This window comes from Paenibacillus sp. FSL k6-2145 (assembly GCF_037976585.1).
Taxonomy (GTDB): domain Bacteria; phylum Bacillota; class Bacilli; order Paenibacillales; family Paenibacillaceae; genus Paenibacillus.
Genome location: NZ_CP150267.1, coordinates 2423799 through 2443085 on the forward strand (window position 1 = coordinate 2423799; position 19287 = coordinate 2443085).

Here is a 19287-nt window from a genome sequence, read left to right on the forward strand (position 1 = left end):
AGCATGAATATTTTGGGTCGTATCAAAAAAATACCCGGCGGCTTACTGATCGTTCCCATGCTGGCCGCTGCGGTCATCAACACGGTGTTTCCATCGTTTTTTCAGATCGGAGATCCAACGACAGCACTATTCACATCGAAAGGTACCATGGTGCTGATCGGCATGATTTTACTGATATCCGGAACACAGCTTAACTTGTCACAGCTTCTGGTGACATTGAAGAGAGCAGGCGTGCTCTGTATTTCACGCATCCTCATCAGCTGCCTGTTCGGCTGGGCGTTTGTACACTTTTTTGGCATAAGTGGGGTCGGGGGAGTTTCTGCGGTAGCCTTCATTGCCGTTCTGACCAGCTGTAATCCGGGATTATATCTGGCGTTGATGAACACATATGGAGATGATGTGGACCGTGCTGCGTTTGGCATTCTGAATCTGATTGCCGTACCGGTTATTCCAATTATGATATTGAATTCGGCAAGCGGCGTCGGTATCGATTACCTCAGTGTACTTGCTACGCTAATACCTTTTCTCATCGGCATACTGCTTGGTAATCTGGATAGCAATATACAGAAGATGTTCGCTCCGGGAACACTGATTCTGCTGCCTTTTCTAGGTACAAGCTTTGGGTCCAATATTGATTTGCGTATTGCATTTCAATCCAGTCTATCCGGCTTGCTGGTCACGGTATTATTTTTGCTGATCTGCATGCTACCGCTCATTGGGATCGATCGTGCGATACTAAGACGGCCCGGTTACGCAGCGGCTGCGACATGTTCAGTTGCTGGATTGTCCATGGTGGTGCCTTCGATGGCTGCCGGGTTCAATCCGGCGTATGCGCCTTATGTGGACACAGCTATCGCTCAGATTGCCTTTGCTGTGATCCTGACGTCGGTGACCGTGCCTTATATCGTGAAGCGCTTGGCTGGAGGAACAACGACGGAAGCTTCTGCATCAACAAATCACTAGAAAAAACAGCACGTGTTCTGTCAGGTCATGACGGATCACGTGCTGTTTGATTTGTACATCTATATGATCTCCTGGGGGGAGGAGAGGGATCGATCGGTTTATTTTACAGACCAAGCAATTGTTTAACACTTTCAGCCACAGCTTTGCTGGATTGCGGATTCTGTCCTGTGACCACACGGCCATCTGTTGTGACATAAGAGCTGAAGGCAGCCGCTTTATCGTATTGTGCAGCGCGTTCTCTCAAAGCATCTTCCAACAGGAAAGGAACATACTCGGTTTGTTGAGCCAATGCTTCTTCTTCATTCGTGAAGCCGGAAACGGTTTTGTCGTTGATCAAAAGCAGGCCATTGGACAGCTTCACATTCAACAGGGCTGTAACCCCGTGGCACACGCCGGATACAACGCCGCCTTTTTCATAGATTTCACGAGAAAGCTCTTGAAGTTCGGCATTGTCCGGGAAATCCCACATCGTACCGTGCCCCCCTGTGAAGTAGATTGCATCGTAGTCACTCGCGTTTACTTCGCTAGGTTTCAACGTATTTTTCAATTGGTTCATGAACGTTTCGTTTTCGAAATAGGCTTTGGTGCTCTCATCCAGAGAGTCGCCCAGACTTTTCGGATCAAGAGGTACGTTCCCACCTTTAGGGCTAACCAGATCGATCTGAACATTGTCATTATGGTCAAACTCTTCAATAAAGTGAGTCGCTTCGCTCAGCCACAAGCCAGTAGGCTCGTCCTTCGTTGCGTATTGATCTACATTTGTTAGAACAACCAGTATCTTTTTCATATAAAAAACCTCCCGTAAAATATATAACATCAATTTATATTAAATAATACAAAATTAAATTGTGTAAAATATATTATTAAATATAACATAACCATTTTTCAAAGTAAAATCATGAACGTATCATCGATCTCCAATGTGACTTTCAAGCGTAGGAGTAAAGAACAATCTAGTCGTAGTAAATATGCCCGTAAGAATGCACTTTTACTTATAATGCCCTGTTTATTTTACTCATATTGTAAGCGGAGGTAGGCGTGTGTAAGGGATCTCGAAATTAATTCAAATTTGAAGTTAATTTGATTGAACAACTAGTACTTTTGATTTAGAATGACGGAAGATACCAACAAAAAACTGGTACATATTACATATGGACTCGGAGGAACAGTCATGAAACGTTCAGGTAAATTTTTCGCTTCATCCGTAGTTGCTGCTGTCGCTGCAGTATCTATCGTCTCTTCAGCTTCAGCGAGCACAGTTTCCGTCTCCAACATCTCTGGCGTAACACCTATCAACTTTAGCAATATGGATATCGAAACAGCTTTGATGATGGTCCAACAAGAACGTACCAAATTACTGGATGCACAATTGCAAACGCAAATCCAGGAGGTGCAGAACCGTAATCAACAGATCGCGGATTTGAACGCACAATTGCAGATAGCCCAGCAAAATGGGGATGAAGCAGCTGTTCAAAAGCTTAAAGGCCAAATTGATGCAGCGAGCAACTCCCAACAGATGGACATGCTTCGTCTGCAATCCATGTCCAACAAGCGCAATGAAGCGTTTGATGTTATGACGAACTTTATCAAAAAAATGCAGGATTCAAGATCATCCATCATCGGTAACATGCGCTAAGAACGGATGATTAACTGCAACAATACAAAAAGAGCGAAGCCGGGATTTACTTTCCGAAACTTCGCTCTTTTTGTGTTTCTTATTTATTTGATTTCTCTGAAATCTGATTTTTGGCCTGTACTGTAAATCTTCTATCAAGTTAGCCCGACCAGTCACGACGCCGAGTGAACAGGTCTTTCAGCTCATCCGTCGACAATTCGGTAATCCAGTTCTCGGAGCTTGTGATGATGTTATCGCTGAGCTGCTGTTTGCTCTCCAACATCTCGTCGATCCGCTCCTCCAATGTGCCAAGAGAGATGAACTTATGCACCTGAACATCCTTGGTCTGACCCATCCGATAAGCCCGGTCGGTGGCTTGATTCTCAACAGCCGGGTTCCACCAGCGGTCAAAATGGAAGACATGATTGGCTGCGGTCAGATTCAACCCGACACCGCCAGCCTTGATGGACAGAATAAAGACCGATGGTTGCTTATCCTCAGGCAATGTACGGGATTGGAATTCCTCAATCATACGATCCCTTGCTGTCTTGGATGTTCCCCCGTGCAGGTAAAGCACAGGCTCTTGCAACTCCTGACGCAGTACCTGTTGCAGCATCTGTCCCATACCGATATATTGGGTGAAAATCAGGCATCGCTCGCCCTCGTCTCGTAATTCCCGGACAAGCTCCATCAGTCGTTCCAGCTTTGCGGAGCGGCTGATCAGCATCGCCATATCCTGCGGGCTGTACACGTCATAAGCAGATGTCAGTGCACCGTCTTCGGGAAGTTCCTCCGGCAAAGCTTCTTTCGTTAACAGCAGAGGGTGATCACACAACTGTTTAAGCTGGGTTAACGCCGATAGAATTGCACCTTTGCGCTTGATACCTTCCAACTCTTTCATTTTATCCATCAGGGCCTGCACGGATTGGTCATACAATGCACTTTGTTCGCCCGTAAGGTGAATGTAAGTTTTCATCTCGTTTTTGTCCGGCAGATCAAGCTGGATATTGGGATCTTTTTTCTTGCGGCGCAGCATGAATGGTTTCACCAATTGCTGCAGATCCTGCATCCGCTGCTCATCTTTGTCTTTCTCTATGGCACTGATGAAGCGAGTCTGGAATGCCCGAGCGTTGCCCAGATATCCTGGATTGATAAAGTCATAGATCGACCACAGCTCGGACAACCGATTCTCGATCGGCGTGCCTGTCATGGCAATACGGTGTTTCGCCGGGAAACTGCGGACAGCCAAGGACTGTTTGGTCTGGGCGTTTTTGATATTCTGCGCTTCATCGAGACAGATACATGCCCAGGTATAGGTTTGTAACATCTCCTGATCCAGTGTAGCCGTAGCAAAGGACGTGATAATAATATCCACCTGCTCGGTCTGCTCCCGGAATTCTTCTCCACTTAATCGGCGTGCGCCATAATGCAGACTGACATTAATGGAGGGTGCGAAGCGGCTAATTTCCTTTTGCCAATTGCCCAGTACGGAAGTTGGGCAGATCAGAAGTACCGGGGCTTGTCCCGGCTTACGTGGTTCATGATCCTTGATGTGTAACAGATACGTGATGAACTGAATGGTTTTCCCGAGACCCATATCATCGGCAAGACATGCCCCAAGTCCGAATCTGCGCAGGAAACCAAGCCATGCAAAACCTTCCTTCTGATACGATCGCAGCTCGGCATGAAGCCCTGTAGGAATGGGCAGGGAAGGCGCACCGCCTTGTCCGCCCCCCAGTTGTGCAATGACCCGGTTCAGGTGTTCGTTAAGTTCAACTTCCAGCCGAATGTTCTCATTAGCCTGTGGTTGCTCTTCCTCTTCGGCTTGTTGTCCTTCCTTCCATTTCTGGTTGCGGTATTCCCGTTGCTCATTATGCAGCAGATGCAGGTGCAGAATATCCTGAAATGAGAGTCCCTGTTCCCGGTCTACACCGCCCATGGCACGACGTATCTGTTCCAGCAGGTCGGGGTCGAGAGGAACCCATTCTCCGCGGAAGCGAACCAGTCGTTCATTACGGGCAACAAGGTCGGCGAATTCATCTTCGCTAAGATCCGTGTCACCAATCGCAATTCGCCAGTCAAAATGAATAATCGAGTCCAGTCCGAAGAACGACTGTCCCCGCTCACTGCCTTCCTCCGGCTGCACCTTAGCACGCAGCTTTGGTTTCTTCTTACGGGCTGCTTCCCACCAACCAGGCAGCAGAACTTGCCAGCCCGCTGCGAGCAACCGCCCGCTATCCTGCGTCAGGAACTGCCAGGCTTCCTGATCTCCCAAAGGATCACTCAGCACATCCCGCCTGCCGCTAATGGAGCTTCCGAGACGCGGTAGATGTGCGCGAAGCTGATCCAACCATCCGGCGGAGCGATCCAGAATGAACGGTGTCCATACCTCTGGCCATTCGCCTTCAAGTCTGCCCCGTGAATCCAGCATAACGGGCACCAATACGGCGGCATCCAGCTTGTTCTGCAATACCAGTCGCAGCCGCCAAGATGGCTCATCCTCGTCTGGCTCCTGCAATTGCAGCATGGGTCTGAATGGTGCGGCATCTGCTTTCCAGCCAATGGATACGAGCCAGGACTGAGCGTCCATCCCTGCTGTCTTGGGTAGAGTGCCGCGCTCTGGGAACAACTGCGGGAATTCACGCCGCAGATCGGTTGCCGCTTCCTCCGAACTGTACCAGCGCTGGAACACAAAGGCGGAGTAGGCTGCCCCAAGTCCTTCGGCATAACTCTCGTCTGTCTGTTGAATCGCTTTGGTAAGCGATGCCCGATCCTGCTTTTTCAAGCTGTCCGGGTCCCACGTCCACTGAAGCTGTCCTGCACGGTAGGCCTCGAAGCTGGGTACGTATTTGCGCTTCTCGATAGATGCTGCGAATGCCGGAGCCAGTCGAATCAGATGTTCCGCTTGCTCGTCCCACTTCCATTCAATATGAAGCAGGGTATGCATCTCGGCAAAGAAGGGGATCACTTCTTCCGCAGGCAGAACAACCAGCTCAATCTCCTCAATCTGCCGAACTTCCAGTTCGGTACCGTAGAAGGAAGGCGCATGCCAAGCGAACAATCGCTGCTTAAGTGACTGTCCTGATACAAAGTGGTGTGTGTTGAGTGCTCCGTAAAACAATGCATCGCCATATCCGGTTAAAGCGACGTGAACCTCAATCGTTTCAGTGTAAGGATGAATTAAGCTCATGAGATCAGTTTACCTTTCCGAAGCTCTTCCTGCAGGGCGCGCAGCCGACTGTTACGAACGGCGAGTGTAGTGATGAATTGCTCCCAGTGCGCTTCTTGCTTCAACTTTTTATAGATTTTGGACAGACGTTTCAGCAGTTTCACCGCTGCTTTGTATCCGTCCCTGTTTTTGTGTCCGATATAACGCTTTACTGCCTGATGATAGAAGGGAAGCAGCAGCTCAGGTGCATCTTTTTCGATCGGTTGCAGCATCGCTACGCGGAATTCGAGAGGTTCTGTTCCCGTACTCAGCTGAAAATCAATCCATCTGCGCCACTGTCCACGCGAATGCATGGCATCCTCGTAGGCGGGACGGGAGTGGGGAAGCATACTGACAAGCGTGTCCCACATGCGGTTCTCTGCATCGGGCAGATGTTGAATGGCCGTATCCCACAGATGCATGTAATCATTCAGAGGTGTATTACGCCGATTCGCCAGAAGGGGGCCAAGTTGTACCAACCAATCCCCAAGCCTTTTCCATTCAGCCGAATCTGCGAGTACATGGAGAAAATGCAACAGTTGTTCTGGCGGGAAACCGTAGGCCGAACTTCCATGGATGAGTCGCTGCCATGCCTGATCATCCTGCCCCAGATGGAAGTGCATCCAGCTCTGCGCGAGTACGAGTGGTAAAGGCAGTGTCACTGCTTTGCTTGATCTTTCACTACTACTTCCATTACTCTGAGCAATACTCAAGACACTTCCACCTGACTGGGAAGGTGGCGAAGATAGGGTTATATTGTGCTCTATATCATTTAAGATAACCTGTTCCGACGCTAACATGTCCCGCGACCCCTGAAGTTCAGGCACAATCCAGTTCAACCACAGTTGTCGATAGATCGGAGTGAAGAACATCATGCTGGCTGTCTCAGGCATCATCTGTTTGCGTAAATAAGCCGAGGTTTCAGACAGTCTGTTCCAAAGTTGTTCAAGCTTGTTTCCCTTTAGACCCGACAGGTCTAGTGGATGGTTAAAGATCCGTTCAATGTCTTTCTGAAGTGCATCCACCGCGAGCTGGGCAGGGTAGCTCAAGTACACGGGGGTATGCGTGATGGAGTTACGGGCCGGAGGCACGCAGAATCGGATGAGGTGCAGCTGCACATGTAGTTCAAAAAGCTGGTCCATCGCAGCGTTCAGCCTTGGCTTAATGGCATACAGCTCGTCCGTTGCTTCCTGTACGTAGGATGTGCTTGCTGTGCCGGTACCCAGCCGTCTCAGACAGGAGTGGAATAACTCATGCCATTCCGAGATTTCGAGATCGGCAAGCTCTGTTGCACGCTCCTTGATCTGGCTGTATTGGTTGTCGGGAAAGTCCATATCCTGTTGTTCATCGGCATCTGTATAGCTGGATAGTCCTGCGGACATGGCCCCGACAGGTTTGGTCGTTTGTTTGAGCGCAGTACTGGAGTGCGCATTCACAATCGCATGCACAGGTCGCTCCAGTTGCTCGGCATAACTCATCAAGACAGCCGTCATATGTTTGCATACGGAACTCACCGGGCAGGTACAATGACTTGTAGTAAGGGATTGCATGCTCAATGTTACTTCGTACTCTTCCGATCCTTGTACAACGGCCGAAATCCCTTGTTGTTCTGAATAGGTTAATGGTCCGACACGTTTTTGTTTATAATATTGGAATCCGCGCATGATCGTCAGGTTGTTAAAATGCTCTGCAACTTCCCGAATTAATTGTTGCCACTGCGCATCATCCATCCTCATGTTATTGGGTATGTTCATCATTCCATCTCCTGGGGTAAACATAGGTTCAGTAATCACCACGTCTATGACGTGATGTTGTAAATTTGTTGTATCCATCATATCAGTTATGAGCCAATCCGTGCATGGGTTATGAAGAATTTGAAGTTATTTTAGACCAACTGGAATCAGGATGAACACGTCGGTTCTGCTGGAGGCCGACATGCAAGAATGCACCATATTGTGTATGCTTATGGTATGTATTCCTATCAGGAACGATGCAGGCCGGGGAAACGGCCATATTACACACAACAGGAGAGAGCATATGAAAATACTTACGTTAAACACACACGCTTGGGCGGAAGAGGATCAACTGAACAAGATCAGTCAACTGGCTGATTTTATTAATACACATCAATTTGATGTGATCTCCATGCAGGAGGTCAACCAATCCATGCAGGAAGCGGCGCTTTCTGAAGAAGAACTGAAGATGTATTATGCTACTGAATCCGATGCTGTGATTAAAAAAGACAACTATGCCTACGTTCTGCTTCAGCAGCTGACAGAGCAATATCACTGGACGTGGATTCCCGCGCATGTCGGGTTCCAAAAATACGATGAAGGACTGGCGATCCTTAGCCGGACGCCGATTACACAGGCTTTTGGGGAATACGTGTCCCACATGCGGGATTATAACAATTACCGTACACGCAAGATTGTGGGAATCCAGACGGTCGTCCAAGGTGAAGCAACCTGGTTTGTGAACGGACATTATAACTGGTGGGATGATGCGCAGGAACCTTTCAAGGGACAGTGGGAGTTGACGGAGAGCAAGCTTGCCCCCTACATGGATCAGCCGTTATATATAATGGGTGATTTTAATAATGTCGCGGAAGTGCGTGATGAAGGTTACGATTATATGATGAGCAAAGGATGGAATGACCTGTACACCACAGCATTGCAAAAGGATGAAGGAGCAACCGTGGTGAAGGCCATTGCCGGCTGGGCAGATAACAAACGCGATCTGCGGATCGACTATATTTTCTCCAATCGTCCGATTCAGGCTAAATCTTCTACCGTGGTCTTGAACGGTAAAAACGGACCGGTCGTGTCTGACCATTTTGGCGTAGCTGTAGAGATATAACAGCCATTTGACCATAAACCATAAAGGTGATATCACCGCAAATACGAAACAAAGCCTCCGCTGACTTCCTGCAAAGGGAAGTCAGCGGAGGCTTTTCACATTCTAAATCATTTTCTATGTACATTTCATATCGTTTGTTCTTTCTGTTGTGGAACTGTATTATTATTCGAGCGCCAGCATCTGATGTACAAACTTTTTCAGATTCGCGCTTGTCTCACTAAGCTGTTCGATACTTTCCATGAACTCGGTAACAAGTTTGGCCTGATCCACTGTTGCAGTTGTAATCTGACCGATCTCCTGCTCCATATGTTTCATGGAATCTTGTACACTACCGAGGGATGTTTCGATATCAGCTGCTGCTTGTTTCGTATGATCCGACAGCTTGCGTACTTCACTGGCAACTACACCGAAGCCGGCTCCCTGATCGCCCACACGAGCTGCCTCTATCATGGCGTTGAGTCCAAGCAGATTGGTTTGTTCCGATACTTCACGAATGACGTTTGTTACTTTAGACACACTGACGGAGTTCTCTGAAGCTTTTTTGGAGTTGCGTAGAATCTCTTCCGATGTCGCGGAGAGTTCTTCGGAATGTGCCGCAATCTGCTGAATGCCGCCGACGAGCGCATTAATGGTCGTTTCATTTTCACGGATCAGCGTTTCCAGTGTCATGTGACTGTCCAGTGCGTAGTTCACACCCAATATACCCACGACCTGATCGTTTTCCTTAATGGGAATAAGGATGGAGTCGAAGGGTCTGCCTTGCAGATCACCAGGCATACGTGCCACGGTACGCGTATCCTTGTTGGTGAGCATTTTGAAATTTTTATAATCGTCATGCAGCTCATCTCCAACCTTCACGCCAATCTCCAGACTTTTTGCTTCGGAAAAATACAATACTTTCTCATGATCATTAATGGATATGGATATGTCGTCACGGAACATTTGGCTAACAAAAGGCATAGCATTTACCAGAGATTCAAGAGTATTCAATGTGCATCTTTCCTTCCCGATACAAAAAGTGGAATTTTTCAATCTAGTATTTATATCGGTAACGTTTTCTCGTTTTTAAACCATTGTTTAAATTTAAGTTAACCTAGAGAGAAAAGGCGACTAAATCCAATATAATTGTAAGCGTAATCAAAAATCTGTAGCCACCACCGAACATGTCAGTTATACTGGGATTATTATTCGGCTATTCAGAAGATAACCAAGGGACATACCTACTTCCCGGTAAGGGGATTACCCACCTAGGTTAAGCGCTATACTTTATTACTGCATATTAGTTTGGTGCTCCAGTGTGGATGGTATGAATGCAATGATATAAGACTTTATTTCAACGGGAGAAGGATGTGTGCCATCGATGACGACCTATTTCAGTGAACCGCAGAGCATGTATTACCGATTTGGAGAAGATCAGGATCAGGTGTTGAAGGTACTGGCCGAGAGGTATATTGGAGCCAATGCGCAGGCTGATTTTGTATATCGGGTATTCCAGAAGTCTGGTATTTTGCAAAATGAAAAAGGGCTTTATGATCTGAATTTAGGTAAACGCTTTCCTGATGCACCTAAAGACCATATATCCTACGCAGCTGCACTGGTTTGGGGTGACGAGGACCGAAACCTGGATGTGCTGGTCCGTTGTTATGGCCCTGTTCGTTTCTATTTCAATGAGCAGTTGGTCTATCGGTCTACCGTAATGGATGAGATTAGTCCTGATGCAACGGTGAAGCTCAGCATTGACATCAAGCCCGGTTGGAACACCATTTGGCTGGAAATGAAAAATACTCCTGCCGGATTTGGCTGCCAGTTCGGATCAGATGAAGGTAAAGTGCGAATTTTGAATGTATTTGCTCCATTTCAGGAGAGACAGGGGCAAGCGGGGTGGGTATTCTCCCAACCGAACCCAGTCGCGAGTAAGCAACTAGACCTGCTTGGAAAAGAATCAGACTACAGCTTGAACTGGCTGCCTGAGACAGGCTGGTCTGATGAAGATAAAACCAAGCCAGCTTTCGAACGAATATACGGAAATCTTCCTGGAAAACATGCTTATGCTTGGACCCATCTGAACAATAACGATTCAACCGGAAGTCAGGTACGATTGTCAGGTCAATCCTCCGGTTCTCTAAGTATTTGGATTAGCGGCAAGCCTGTGGCGCAAGTGAAAGAGGCAGGACCGTTCGAGGTGGATGTACCAGCCTCTTTTGGACGGAGCGACCTGCTTATCCGAAGTGAATGCAACGCTACCGAGGGACCTTGGCATTTTAATTTGAACGCAACCGTTTCGGGTAAGCCACTTTCACTGGAGCTTCCTCAGCGTGTACACGGTGCTTCCGGAGAGTCTTGGTTATATGTCGGACCTTTTGAATCGGAGGTTGAACCGGATTTGCAGGATCTGACCCGAACAGACCGAGTGTACCAAACGGGGTTAGAACAGACGTATTGGCGCTTAGATCGCCCGGATGCTTGGATCAGACCTTATTATGAAAATGCCATGTTAAGCAACAAATGGACAGTCGGCAGTGTGACCAATTATGGTCGCTGGGATTATCCATTAGGTGTCACTGTATATGGTCTATTACGGACTGGGCGTTATTTGCAGAGACCGGACATTACACGTTATGCGGCTGAGCATGTGCAGGCATGTACCCAGATGTATGAGTACTCATTATGGGATCGGGAGCAGTACGGTTTCCCTGCAGTCAATCAACAATTGGTCATGCTGAAAATGTTGGATAACTGCGGTTCTTTTGGTTCAGCCATGCTGGAAGCGTATTCAGAGTGTCATGAACCAACGTTTCTTCCGATTGCTGAACGGATTGCAGATTTCATGCTTTCCCGTCTGGAACGGCAGGAGGATGGGGCATTTTATCGCACATGTGTAGGGGAGTATGCCGAGAATACCATGTGGGCAGATGACCTCTATATGAGCACGCCGTTTCTCGTTCGTTATGCACGGGTGACAGGCAACTCAGCCGCATTGGATGAAGCCGCCAGACAATTTTCACTGTATCGGAAGTATCTGTTTATGCCTGAGTTCAAGATCATGTCCCATGTGTATGATTTCAAATACGGACAGGCAACGCAGATTCCATGGGGACGGGGGAATGGCTGGACACTGTTTTCCTTGACGGAGGTACTGGAAGCTTTGCCGGCAGAGCATCCCGAGCGCCCGGCTCTAATTAATTTCTTCAACGAGCTGTGTGAAGGGTACGCAGCGCTTCAAGGGGAAAGTGGGTTGTGGCATCAGGTCTTGAATGTTCCGCAGACGTATGAAGAAGCCTCCTGCACGGCGATGTTTGCCTATGGTTTTGCGAGAGGTGTACGCTTTGGCTGGTTCAAAGACCCTGAAGTTTATGTCACGGCTGCCGAGCGGGCTTGGAAGGGACTCATCTGCAAAGCGATTGATCGTCAAGGGAATGTCCATGGCGTGTGCAGTGGATCACGATATGCGTTTACGGCAGAGTATTATGATCAGGACTTGCGTACCGTCACCAATGACAATCACGGAATAGGCATTATGATGCTGGCAGGAACTGAGGTAGCCAAAATGAAGGAACATCTGGCTGAGCACAGGGTGTCTTCACCTGCCGTCTCACACTCCTGACAGACCATATCTATACGGAATACAAAGGTGGTGGGTGGTAACAGCTCATCGCCACGCTCTTCCAATGAGTCTGATTGATGTAAAAGAGATACCCGTGGTCTGATTTTCAGACTATCGTTCCAATACAACAAGTTGTCTTCTGCTTCACGTAATACGGTTGTATACCCGTAATCATATCTGAGACGGGAACATCACCGCCGGGAATGGTATTCCCGGTGGTTTTTGATTCCTTCAACTCCTTACTTTTTTGACAGGAAAGCTTACTTTTGTTTATGTCATGTACAGCAATGGACCGATACAATAGGTTTTGTAAGCGATTCCATAGAAGTAAAAAGGGGAGGAAATTCATTTATGATGATCACCAAAAAGTGGGTAACCCTGTTCTGCCTGTCCCTGTTATTGTTCGCTACAGCCTGTTCGGGAGGTGCCTCTGATAAGCCGGCTTCTTCTGGTGAAGCAAGTGAAAGTGAAGGAGACTCTTCAGGCAAGATTGAACTGCGTATGACCTGGTGGGGATCACAGACCAGACATGATCTGACGACCAAAGTCATTCAATTATTTGAAGAGAAACATCCGGGAATCACCATTAAACCTGAATACTCCGGTTGGGATGGTTATTTTGACAAATTGACTACACAGGTAGCCGGTTCGAACGCACCAGATATCATCCAGATGGATTACGCATTTCTGACTGACTTTGCCCGGCGTGGCGCCTTGCTTGACCTGACCCCGTTTGCAGAGAGCAAAGAGCTGCGGACAGAGGATCATGATCAGAGCATGATTACAGCCGGTTCGATTGACGATAAATTATATGCCATTACCCTCGGAGTAAACGCACCTGGTGTCATATATGACGCCACCGTATTTCAGGAATTAGGTATTGAAGAACCGCAAGAGAGCTGGACATGGAAGGACTTTGGAGATATTGCAACCAAGATTGCCGCAGCCAAAGGTGAGGGGTTCTATGGATCGGCAGACATTTCCGGTACAACGAACATGTTTGAAGTGTTTATTCGCCAATCCGGGAAAGGGTTGTTCGATGGTGGTACAATGACCGCGACCAGCGAGGAGCTTCAGCAATGGTTCGATATGTGGGGCGCACTACGCGAGAATGGTGGAGTGACCACAGCGGAGATAACGGCATCCACAACCAATGCGCTGGAGACACGCCCAATCTCGCTGGGTACAGCTGCCATGGATTTTGCCTGGTCCAATCAATTGCTGACATTCCAGCAGGTGAACAAAAACCAGGATCATAAGCTTGGCATACAAGTGCTTCCGCATGGTGTAGGTGAAAAGCAAATCGGTGAATATCTGAAACCAGGCCAGTTCCTCTCCGGTTATGGCAAAACCAAACATCCAAAGGAAGTTGCCATGTTCATTGATTTCATGGTCAATGATCCAGAAGCAACCGCTATTCTTGGTTCTGAACGTGGTGTGCCGGTTAACTCAAGCATTCGTGAACAGATGCAGCCTACGCTGCCAGAAGCGGAGCAAACCATTTTCCAATTTATCGATACTGTATCGAAGAACTCCAGCGAGATTGACCCGCCATACCCCCAAGGATTTGCTGAAGTGGACACAAGTTTCAAGAGCGCAAGCGAGCAGATCGCCTTCGGTCAAGGCAATACGCCAGATGTCATTGCTCAGTTTATTGAAGGAGCTAAGGCTACGCTTGGATCGAGTCAATAACGATTGAAACTGTCTCAGACTTCTAATTCTGCGGGGAGGTTGCGAAGATGAACACATCACAAGTCAGTCAAGCCCGAATCGAGCGTATAGCTACCCGGCGGGTCAAACGGAGATATGCGCATAATGGAGCCGCGCTTCTGTTCCTCGCCCCATGGCTTGTCGGATTGTTATTTCTCACCTTGGGTCCGATGTTGGTATCGTTATACATCTCATTCACCGATTACAGTATCCTGGCCGCCCCTTCCTGGGTCGGTCTGGATAACTACACCACAATGTTTACATCCGATAAACTGTTTATCCAGTCGCTCAAAGTCACCTTCACGTATGTCGCTGTATCGGTACCGGTCAAGTTGATCTTTGCGTTGCTGGTAGCCATGTTGCTCAACAAAGGGATTCGAGGATTAGGTATTTATCGGACAGTGTATTACATCCCAACATTGCTTGGAGGTAGCGTGGCGATTGCAATGTTGTGGCGTAAAATGCTGGGTGGGGACGGGCTACTCAATAGTGTGCTTGCCATGGTGGGCATTAAGGCGCCCGATTGGGTGGCTAATCCGAAGTATGCCCTGTACTCCATCGTCCTGTTATCCGTATGGCAGTTTGGATCATCCATGATTATTTTCCTGGCAGGTTTGAAGCAGATTCCACCTGAATATGATGAAGCCTCAGCGGTAGATGGTGCAGGTCCTCTGCGGAGATTCTTCTATATAACGTTGCCGATTCTGTCACCCGTTATCTTCTTCAATCTCGTCATGCAACTGATTACGTCTTTTCAATCATTCACACAGGCTTTTGTTATCAGTAATGGTAGCGGAGGACCAGTGAACTCAACCTTAATGTACTCTCTGTATCTGTACAAAAAAGGATTCTCATTCTTTCAGATGGGTTATGCTTCCGCGATGGCCTGGGTGCTGGTTATCCTGATTGGCGTATTTACATTGCTCGTATTCCGCAGTAGCAAGCTGTGGGTGCACTATGAGGATGGTGGGAAATCATGATTGGACAACGGAACTCTACAGCATGGGTCGTCAGCAAACATGTGTTAATCTCAGGCATCGCCTTTGTCATGCTCTACCCGATCCTCTGGATGCTGGGCAGTTCATTCAAACCGGGACATATGATCTTTACGGAGACCTGGTTTTGGCCACAAGAATGGAATTGGCAAAATTATATGAATGGCTGGTCGGGTATTCAGGGCAATCCGTTCTCCCGCTTCCTGACCAACTCTGTCATCCTGTCGCTTGGTGCCGTGCTGGGCAATGTCATTTCCTGCTCAATGGCGGCATATGCCTTCGCCCGACTGAATTTTCGTTTCAAAGCCATCTGCTTTGGCCTGATGCTCATGACGATCATGCTGCCCCATCATGTGACGCTGATCCCGCAGTATATCCTTTTTAACCACCTGGAGTGGGTGAATACGTATCTGCCACTTGTCGTGCCAAAATGGTTGGCGACCGACGCCTTCTTCATTTTCCTCATGGTACAGTTCTTCCGGGGATTGCCCAAAGAGCTGGATGAGGCGGCAACTATTGATGGATGCGGTCCTGTGAAAATATACACCAAAATCATCATCCCACTGGCTTTCCCAGCATTGGTGACCACGATGATCTTTACGTTCTTGTGGACATGGGATGACTTCTTCAGTCAGTTGATCTACTTGAGTGACGTGAGCAAATACACCGTGCCGCTGGGTCTGCGTTTGTTCCTTGATTCCAGTTCTCAATCTGATTGGGGTCCGATGTTTGCCATGTCGGTGTTATCGCTGGTGCCATGTTTTATCGTATTTATCGTGTGTCAAAAGTACTTCGTGGAAGGAATCGCGACCTCTGGGCTCAAAGGGTAATTCCAAGACGAAACGAGTTGATTTTTCCATGGGGAAAGGAAGATGGTCTTCATTCATTAATCAAAAGCTGCAAAAAAGCAAGCTCTCCACGTTGATGGTGACTTGCTTTATTGCGTTTAACCTGTTGCTTGTCTCGGTTGTTGTCTGGCTGGCATATCAGTCTTTCTCTGCGGTCACATTTGCCGAGATTAGCAAAGCACGTCTGGCTCTTCTGAACGAAAGTACACGTCGGGGATTTGATTTCATCACAGGGGTAACAGGAACCGCCTACGGTTTGGCAAGCAATCGGGAACTGTCCAATCTGCTCGAAAAGGCCGATACGGGCAGGCTTGCACAGATTCACCAGCGGAGAGAGGTCTCTCGAATCCTGGATCATACCATGGTTGTGAGTGAAGGCATCACCTCCATTGAACTGTATACGGATGTTTTTAATGAAGTGACAGTCACTATGGCTGATCGCATATTTCCGGTGGATACCATCACACACGACTCTTGGTTTGCTACGCTGGAAAAGGCTGATGCAGCTTGGGTTCCGTTGCGTGAGAACGAATCGGGCCAATCCCTGGTCGGATACGCTCAGCGGATTTTTGATAGTCGTGGCGGAACGGTTGCCTATGTGCTCATTCGACTGAGCAGAGCGGACATCGTACGCAGGTTTGCCGATGTACCCATGGTGCTTGATGGAAAAGTGCTGTTGGTCGATACGGCTGGTAATGTCGTAATGCAGATGGGGAGAGTTGATCCAGCAGGGCAGAATGGACGAGCGGATAGAAGAAATGAAGCGAGTACAGTACAGGAAACAGGTGAAGCTGTAAGTTCATCTTCTTCTATTATAGATAGCGCATGGATTCAGGAACATGTCCAACCTGGTGAAGACGGATACGAAGTGGTTTCCGGCCAACCTGGAGGTGCTCAATTGGTGCTGTACTCCAGGCCAGCCATGCTTCAGTGGCGCCTCGTTCAGACTATTCCGGTATATACACTGTTATCTCCGCTCAGACAAGCGGGCTGGCAGATCCTCGGCATCGCGGTGCTGGGACTATTATGCTCAGCTGTGCTTGCGTACCTGTTTGTAAGGCAGATCATCCGCCCACTGCGACAATTGATCAAGCGAATGAGACAACTGGAGAAAGGGGACTTCGATACCCGGGTGCAACTTTCGTTTACGGAGGAATATGCTCACTTGGCTTATGGCTTTAATCACATGGCTTCACAGCTCACAACGCTGATGGAACAGGTGAAGGAGGAGAGCCGGGCCAAGCGTGAAGCCCAGACGGGCTTGCTTGAGGCCCAGATCAAACCCCATTTTCTATACAACACCCTCGACATGATCCACTGGCGTGCACTCGATTACGAAGCCAAGGATATCAGTCGCATGATTGTGCAGCTCAGTAAGCTGTTACGGATCGGACTGAGTGGAGGGAGATTGTTTATTCGGGTTCGAGATGAGTTGGAGCATGCCCGTTGCTACGTGAACATACAGGCAGAGCGGCTGCCGTTCTCCATTCAATATCAGGAGCAGATCGATCCGCGTATTCGCGGTTGTTATATTCCCAAAATCATTTTGCAGCCCTTTATCGAAAATGCAGTTATGCACGGGCACCCTGAAGAAGGTACACTTCGAATTCAGGTGCATATGCACGAAGAGGTTGGCCCGCATGAGGATATCGTCATTCGTATCACGGATAATGGGCGGGGTTTGCCGGAGGGGTGGAAACTCGAAGAGACGTGTGGCATCGGTGTACGGAATGTACATCAGCGCATTCAGTTATATTGCGGGAAGAGGTATGGCGTTCAACTGGGCGATAGAGAGTCAGGTGGCGTGGAAGTGACCATTACGCTGCCGCGTATTGAGACCGACGAGCAATTAAATCTATGGCTGGACGGTGAAAAATGATGAAGACCATTATGCTTGTTGATGACGATCCTCATATTGTAAAGGCATTAACAGATCATATCGATTGGCCTTCTCTGGGCCTCAGCATTGCAGGCACTGCTTCCAATGGCTTGGATGCACTGGAGCTGTTTCACAGCATGCATCCAGATGTCGTTATGACTGACGTCTATCTACCGGGGATGACCGGGCTTGAGATCACACAGACGTTGCGACGTGACCATCCCCACCTGCCGATCATCATTCTTAGTGGATATGACGAATTCGAGAACGCCCGGGCAGCCATGCGCTGGGGGGTGAATCACTTTTTGCTGAAGCCGGCAGAGGTTGAGGAGATTGAGTCTGTGCTGCGGGAGGTGCTACTGGAACAAGATGTGCGGGAGCGGCATGAGCGGCTGGAGCGGACGTACAAGCAGGAGGTTGGACGGGTGCTTCCTTATTTGCGCAAACAATTCCTTCACGAATTGCTGACTACGCGATATCGGGCAGAGGAACTGCCTAAAGAACGCATGGACTATATAGGCATTCATATGTCCTCACAGACACGCGCCATCAGTCTGCAACTGAATCGCCCCGTATTTTTGACACGGATGAAAGAACGGGATTGGCAGCTTCTCCGCTATGGGGCGGCCGATATTATTCAGGAGACGGTGAAGGAGCAAGCGGCGCACATGAATGGTCAGGTAGAGATCGTTGATTATTCGGATCAGGTATTTGTGTTGCTTCTATTAGGAGATAAAGATCATCTGGAGGAATGTCTGCCACTTGTGGAGCGGATGATCGATCAGATCTTTACGTATCTGAAAATTGAAGTGAGTGCCGGAATCGGGAGATCCAAGAGTCAACCCTGTGAGGTGATAGATTCCTATCTCGAGAGCAGGGAAGCGGTGGAAAAAGCAGAGTTTCAAGGTGGGAGTCGTATCTACCACTATGAAACATCAGAGGAAACAGAACCAAGTGTGACCGATTATTCATTATTGCTTCGTCAATGGAACGAGGCTTGGGCGGATATTCGACCTGACCTGGCGGAAGAGGTATGGCATCATATTTGCCTTTTGCTGAAAGAGGGGAAATGTGTTGGGATACAGGATGTACAGGTTGTGGCCGTCAGTCTGTTCGACACGTTGATGCATAGCTGGAACCGACTTCATCCTATGTTAACGCCGCCGCTGGCAATGAGTGATTTTTTGCGTGAAATTCAATCGAAATATGCTTTGCATGATCTGGTAAGCTGGATGGATCGTATTATCTGCAACTGGCTGGAACAGATCCGCAAGGAGATGGGCGAGAAGAAAAGCAATAAACTTATCGAGCAGGTGAAACAGTATGTGGAGCTTCATTACGCCGAAGAGATTAGTTTTGAAGCGATAGCCAAGGGATTATTTGTACATCCGAAGTATTTGAGTCAACTGTTCAAAAGGGTGACCGGTGAGAATTTCGTGAGTTATTTGAACGGGTACCGGATTCAGAGGGCGTTGGAACTGTTGCAGTCGGGACATTACATGGTATATGAGGTGAGCGAGATGACGGGGTTCCGTAATGCAACGTATTTTAGCCAGGTGTTCAAAATGCTTACGGGCAAGAGTCCGTCTGAGGTGGGGTAGAGTCATAC

The 19287-nt window shown here is 48.3% G+C and carries 13 protein-coding genes; 9 read left to right on the forward strand and 4 right to left on the reverse strand.

From position 1 onward, the window contains the following. The first annotated feature begins 3 nt into the window (after nt 1-3). Nucleotides 4-963 carry a 2-keto-3-deoxygluconate permease gene (locus NZ043_RS10700; protein ID WP_339311748.1) on the forward strand — a complete coding sequence of 320 codons (960 nt, stop codon included), beginning with the start codon at nt 4-6 and terminating at the stop codon, nt 961-963. A gap of 103 nt (nt 964-1066) precedes the next feature. Here NZ043_RS10700 and NZ043_RS10705 read toward each other — a convergent pair whose 3' ends face one another. Beyond that, a complete protein-coding gene (locus NZ043_RS10705) occupies nt 1067-1750 on the reverse strand; it encodes a type 1 glutamine amidotransferase domain-containing protein (RefSeq protein ID WP_133387231.1) in 684 nt (227 codons plus the stop codon). A 384-nt stretch (nt 1751-2134) separates the two neighbouring features. Here NZ043_RS10705 and NZ043_RS10710 point away from each other — a divergent pair, with 384 nt between their 5' ends. Continuing rightward, nucleotides 2135-2599 carry a hypothetical protein gene (locus NZ043_RS10710; RefSeq protein ID WP_133387230.1) on the forward strand — a complete coding sequence of 155 codons (465 nt, stop codon included), beginning with the start codon at nt 2135-2137 and terminating at the stop codon, nt 2597-2599. A 139-nt stretch (nt 2600-2738) separates the two neighbouring features. Here the strand turns inward: NZ043_RS10710 and NZ043_RS10715 are convergent, their stop codons facing one another. After that, nucleotides 2739-5759 (reverse strand): DEAD/DEAH box helicase, encoded by a 3021-nt coding sequence (locus NZ043_RS10715; protein WP_091038765.1) that lies wholly within the window; start codon nt 5757-5759, stop codon nt 2739-2741. A gap of 5 nt (nt 5760-5764) precedes the next feature. Continuing rightward, on the reverse strand, nt 5765-7543 hold the full coding sequence (locus tag NZ043_RS10720; protein ID WP_339311751.1) for a hypothetical protein: 1779 nt from the start codon (nt 7541-7543) through the stop codon (nt 5765-5767). A gap of 280 nt (nt 7544-7823) precedes the next feature. Between NZ043_RS10720 and NZ043_RS10725 the strand changes: the two genes are divergently transcribed. Continuing rightward, entirely contained in the window at nt 7824-8642 is an 819-nt protein-coding gene (locus NZ043_RS10725) for an endonuclease/exonuclease/phosphatase family protein (protein WP_133387229.1), read from the forward strand. 162 nt (nt 8643-8804) lie between these two features. Here the strand turns inward: NZ043_RS10725 and NZ043_RS10730 are convergent, their stop codons facing one another. Further along, nucleotides 8805-9632: a methyl-accepting chemotaxis protein gene (locus NZ043_RS10730; RefSeq protein WP_133387228.1), complete on the reverse strand. Its 828-nt coding sequence runs from the start codon at nt 9630-9632 to the stop codon at nt 8805-8807. A gap of 370 nt (nt 9633-10002) precedes the next feature. Between NZ043_RS10730 and NZ043_RS10735 the strand changes: the two genes are divergently transcribed. The 6 genes from NZ043_RS10735 (at nt 10003) to NZ043_RS10760 (ending at nt 19279) form a co-directional block, all read left to right on the forward strand. Further along, a complete protein-coding gene (locus tag NZ043_RS10735; protein ID WP_339312711.1) occupies nt 10003-12246 on the forward strand; it encodes a glycoside hydrolase family 88 protein in 2244 nt (747 codons plus the stop codon). Nucleotides 12247-12597: 351 nt separating this feature from the next. Next, a complete protein-coding gene (locus NZ043_RS10740) occupies nt 12598-13938 on the forward strand; it encodes an ABC transporter substrate-binding protein (RefSeq protein ID WP_339311754.1) in 1341 nt (446 codons plus the stop codon). A 47-nt stretch (nt 13939-13985) separates the two neighbouring features. After that, nucleotides 13986-14936, forward strand: a complete 951-nt coding sequence (locus NZ043_RS10745) for a sugar ABC transporter permease (RefSeq protein WP_339311755.1) — start codon at nt 13986-13988, stop codon at nt 14934-14936. Further along, nucleotides 14933-15781, forward strand: coding sequence for a carbohydrate ABC transporter permease (locus NZ043_RS10750; RefSeq protein ID WP_036616400.1), 849 nt, complete (start codon nt 14933-14935; stop codon nt 15779-15781). The genes NZ043_RS10745 and NZ043_RS10750 overlap by 4 nt, the downstream gene beginning before the upstream one ends. A 28-nt stretch (nt 15782-15809) precedes the next feature. Continuing rightward, nucleotides 15810-17678 (forward strand): histidine kinase, encoded by a 1869-nt coding sequence (locus tag NZ043_RS10755; RefSeq protein ID WP_339311757.1) that lies wholly within the window; start codon nt 15810-15812, stop codon nt 17676-17678. Beyond that, on the forward strand, nt 17675-19279 hold the full coding sequence (locus NZ043_RS10760) for a response regulator (protein WP_339311759.1): 1605 nt from the start codon (nt 17675-17677) through the stop codon (nt 19277-19279). Before NZ043_RS10755 ends, NZ043_RS10760 begins: the two co-directional genes overlap by 4 nt. Nucleotides 19280-19287: the final 8 nt, after the last annotated feature.

Excerpts from the sequence above, each read along its gene's own strand:
- NZ043_RS10710 (WP_133387230.1), top strand. The coding sequence starts at position 2,135 with ATGAAACGTTCAGGTAAATTTTTCGCTTCATCCGTAGTTGCTGCTGTC.
- NZ043_RS10705 (WP_133387231.1), bottom strand. The coding sequence starts at position 1,750 with ATGAAAAAGATACTGGTTGTTCTAACAAATGTAGATCAATACGCAACG.
- NZ043_RS10700 (WP_339311748.1), top strand. The coding sequence starts at position 4 with ATGAATATTTTGGGTCGTATCAAAAAAATACCCGGCGGCTTACTGATC.
- NZ043_RS10755 (WP_339311757.1), top strand. The coding sequence starts at position 15,810 with ATGGGGAAAGGAAGATGGTCTTCATTCATTAATCAAAAGCTGCAAAAA.
- NZ043_RS10760 (WP_339311759.1), top strand. The coding sequence starts at position 17,675 with ATGATGAAGACCATTATGCTTGTTGATGACGATCCTCATATTGTAAAG.
- NZ043_RS10720 (WP_339311751.1), bottom strand. The coding sequence starts at position 7,543 with ATGATGAACATACCCAATAACATGAGGATGGATGATGCGCAGTGGCAA.
- NZ043_RS10725 (WP_133387229.1), top strand. The coding sequence starts at position 7,824 with ATGAAAATACTTACGTTAAACACACACGCTTGGGCGGAAGAGGATCAA.
- NZ043_RS10740 (WP_339311754.1), top strand. The coding sequence starts at position 12,598 with ATGATGATCACCAAAAAGTGGGTAACCCTGTTCTGCCTGTCCCTGTTA.
- NZ043_RS10735 (WP_339312711.1), top strand. The coding sequence starts at position 10,003 with ATGACGACCTATTTCAGTGAACCGCAGAGCATGTATTACCGATTTGGA.
- NZ043_RS10745 (WP_339311755.1), top strand. The coding sequence starts at position 13,986 with ATGAACACATCACAAGTCAGTCAAGCCCGAATCGAGCGTATAGCTACC.
- NZ043_RS10750 (WP_036616400.1), top strand. The coding sequence starts at position 14,933 with ATGATTGGACAACGGAACTCTACAGCATGGGTCGTCAGCAAACATGTG.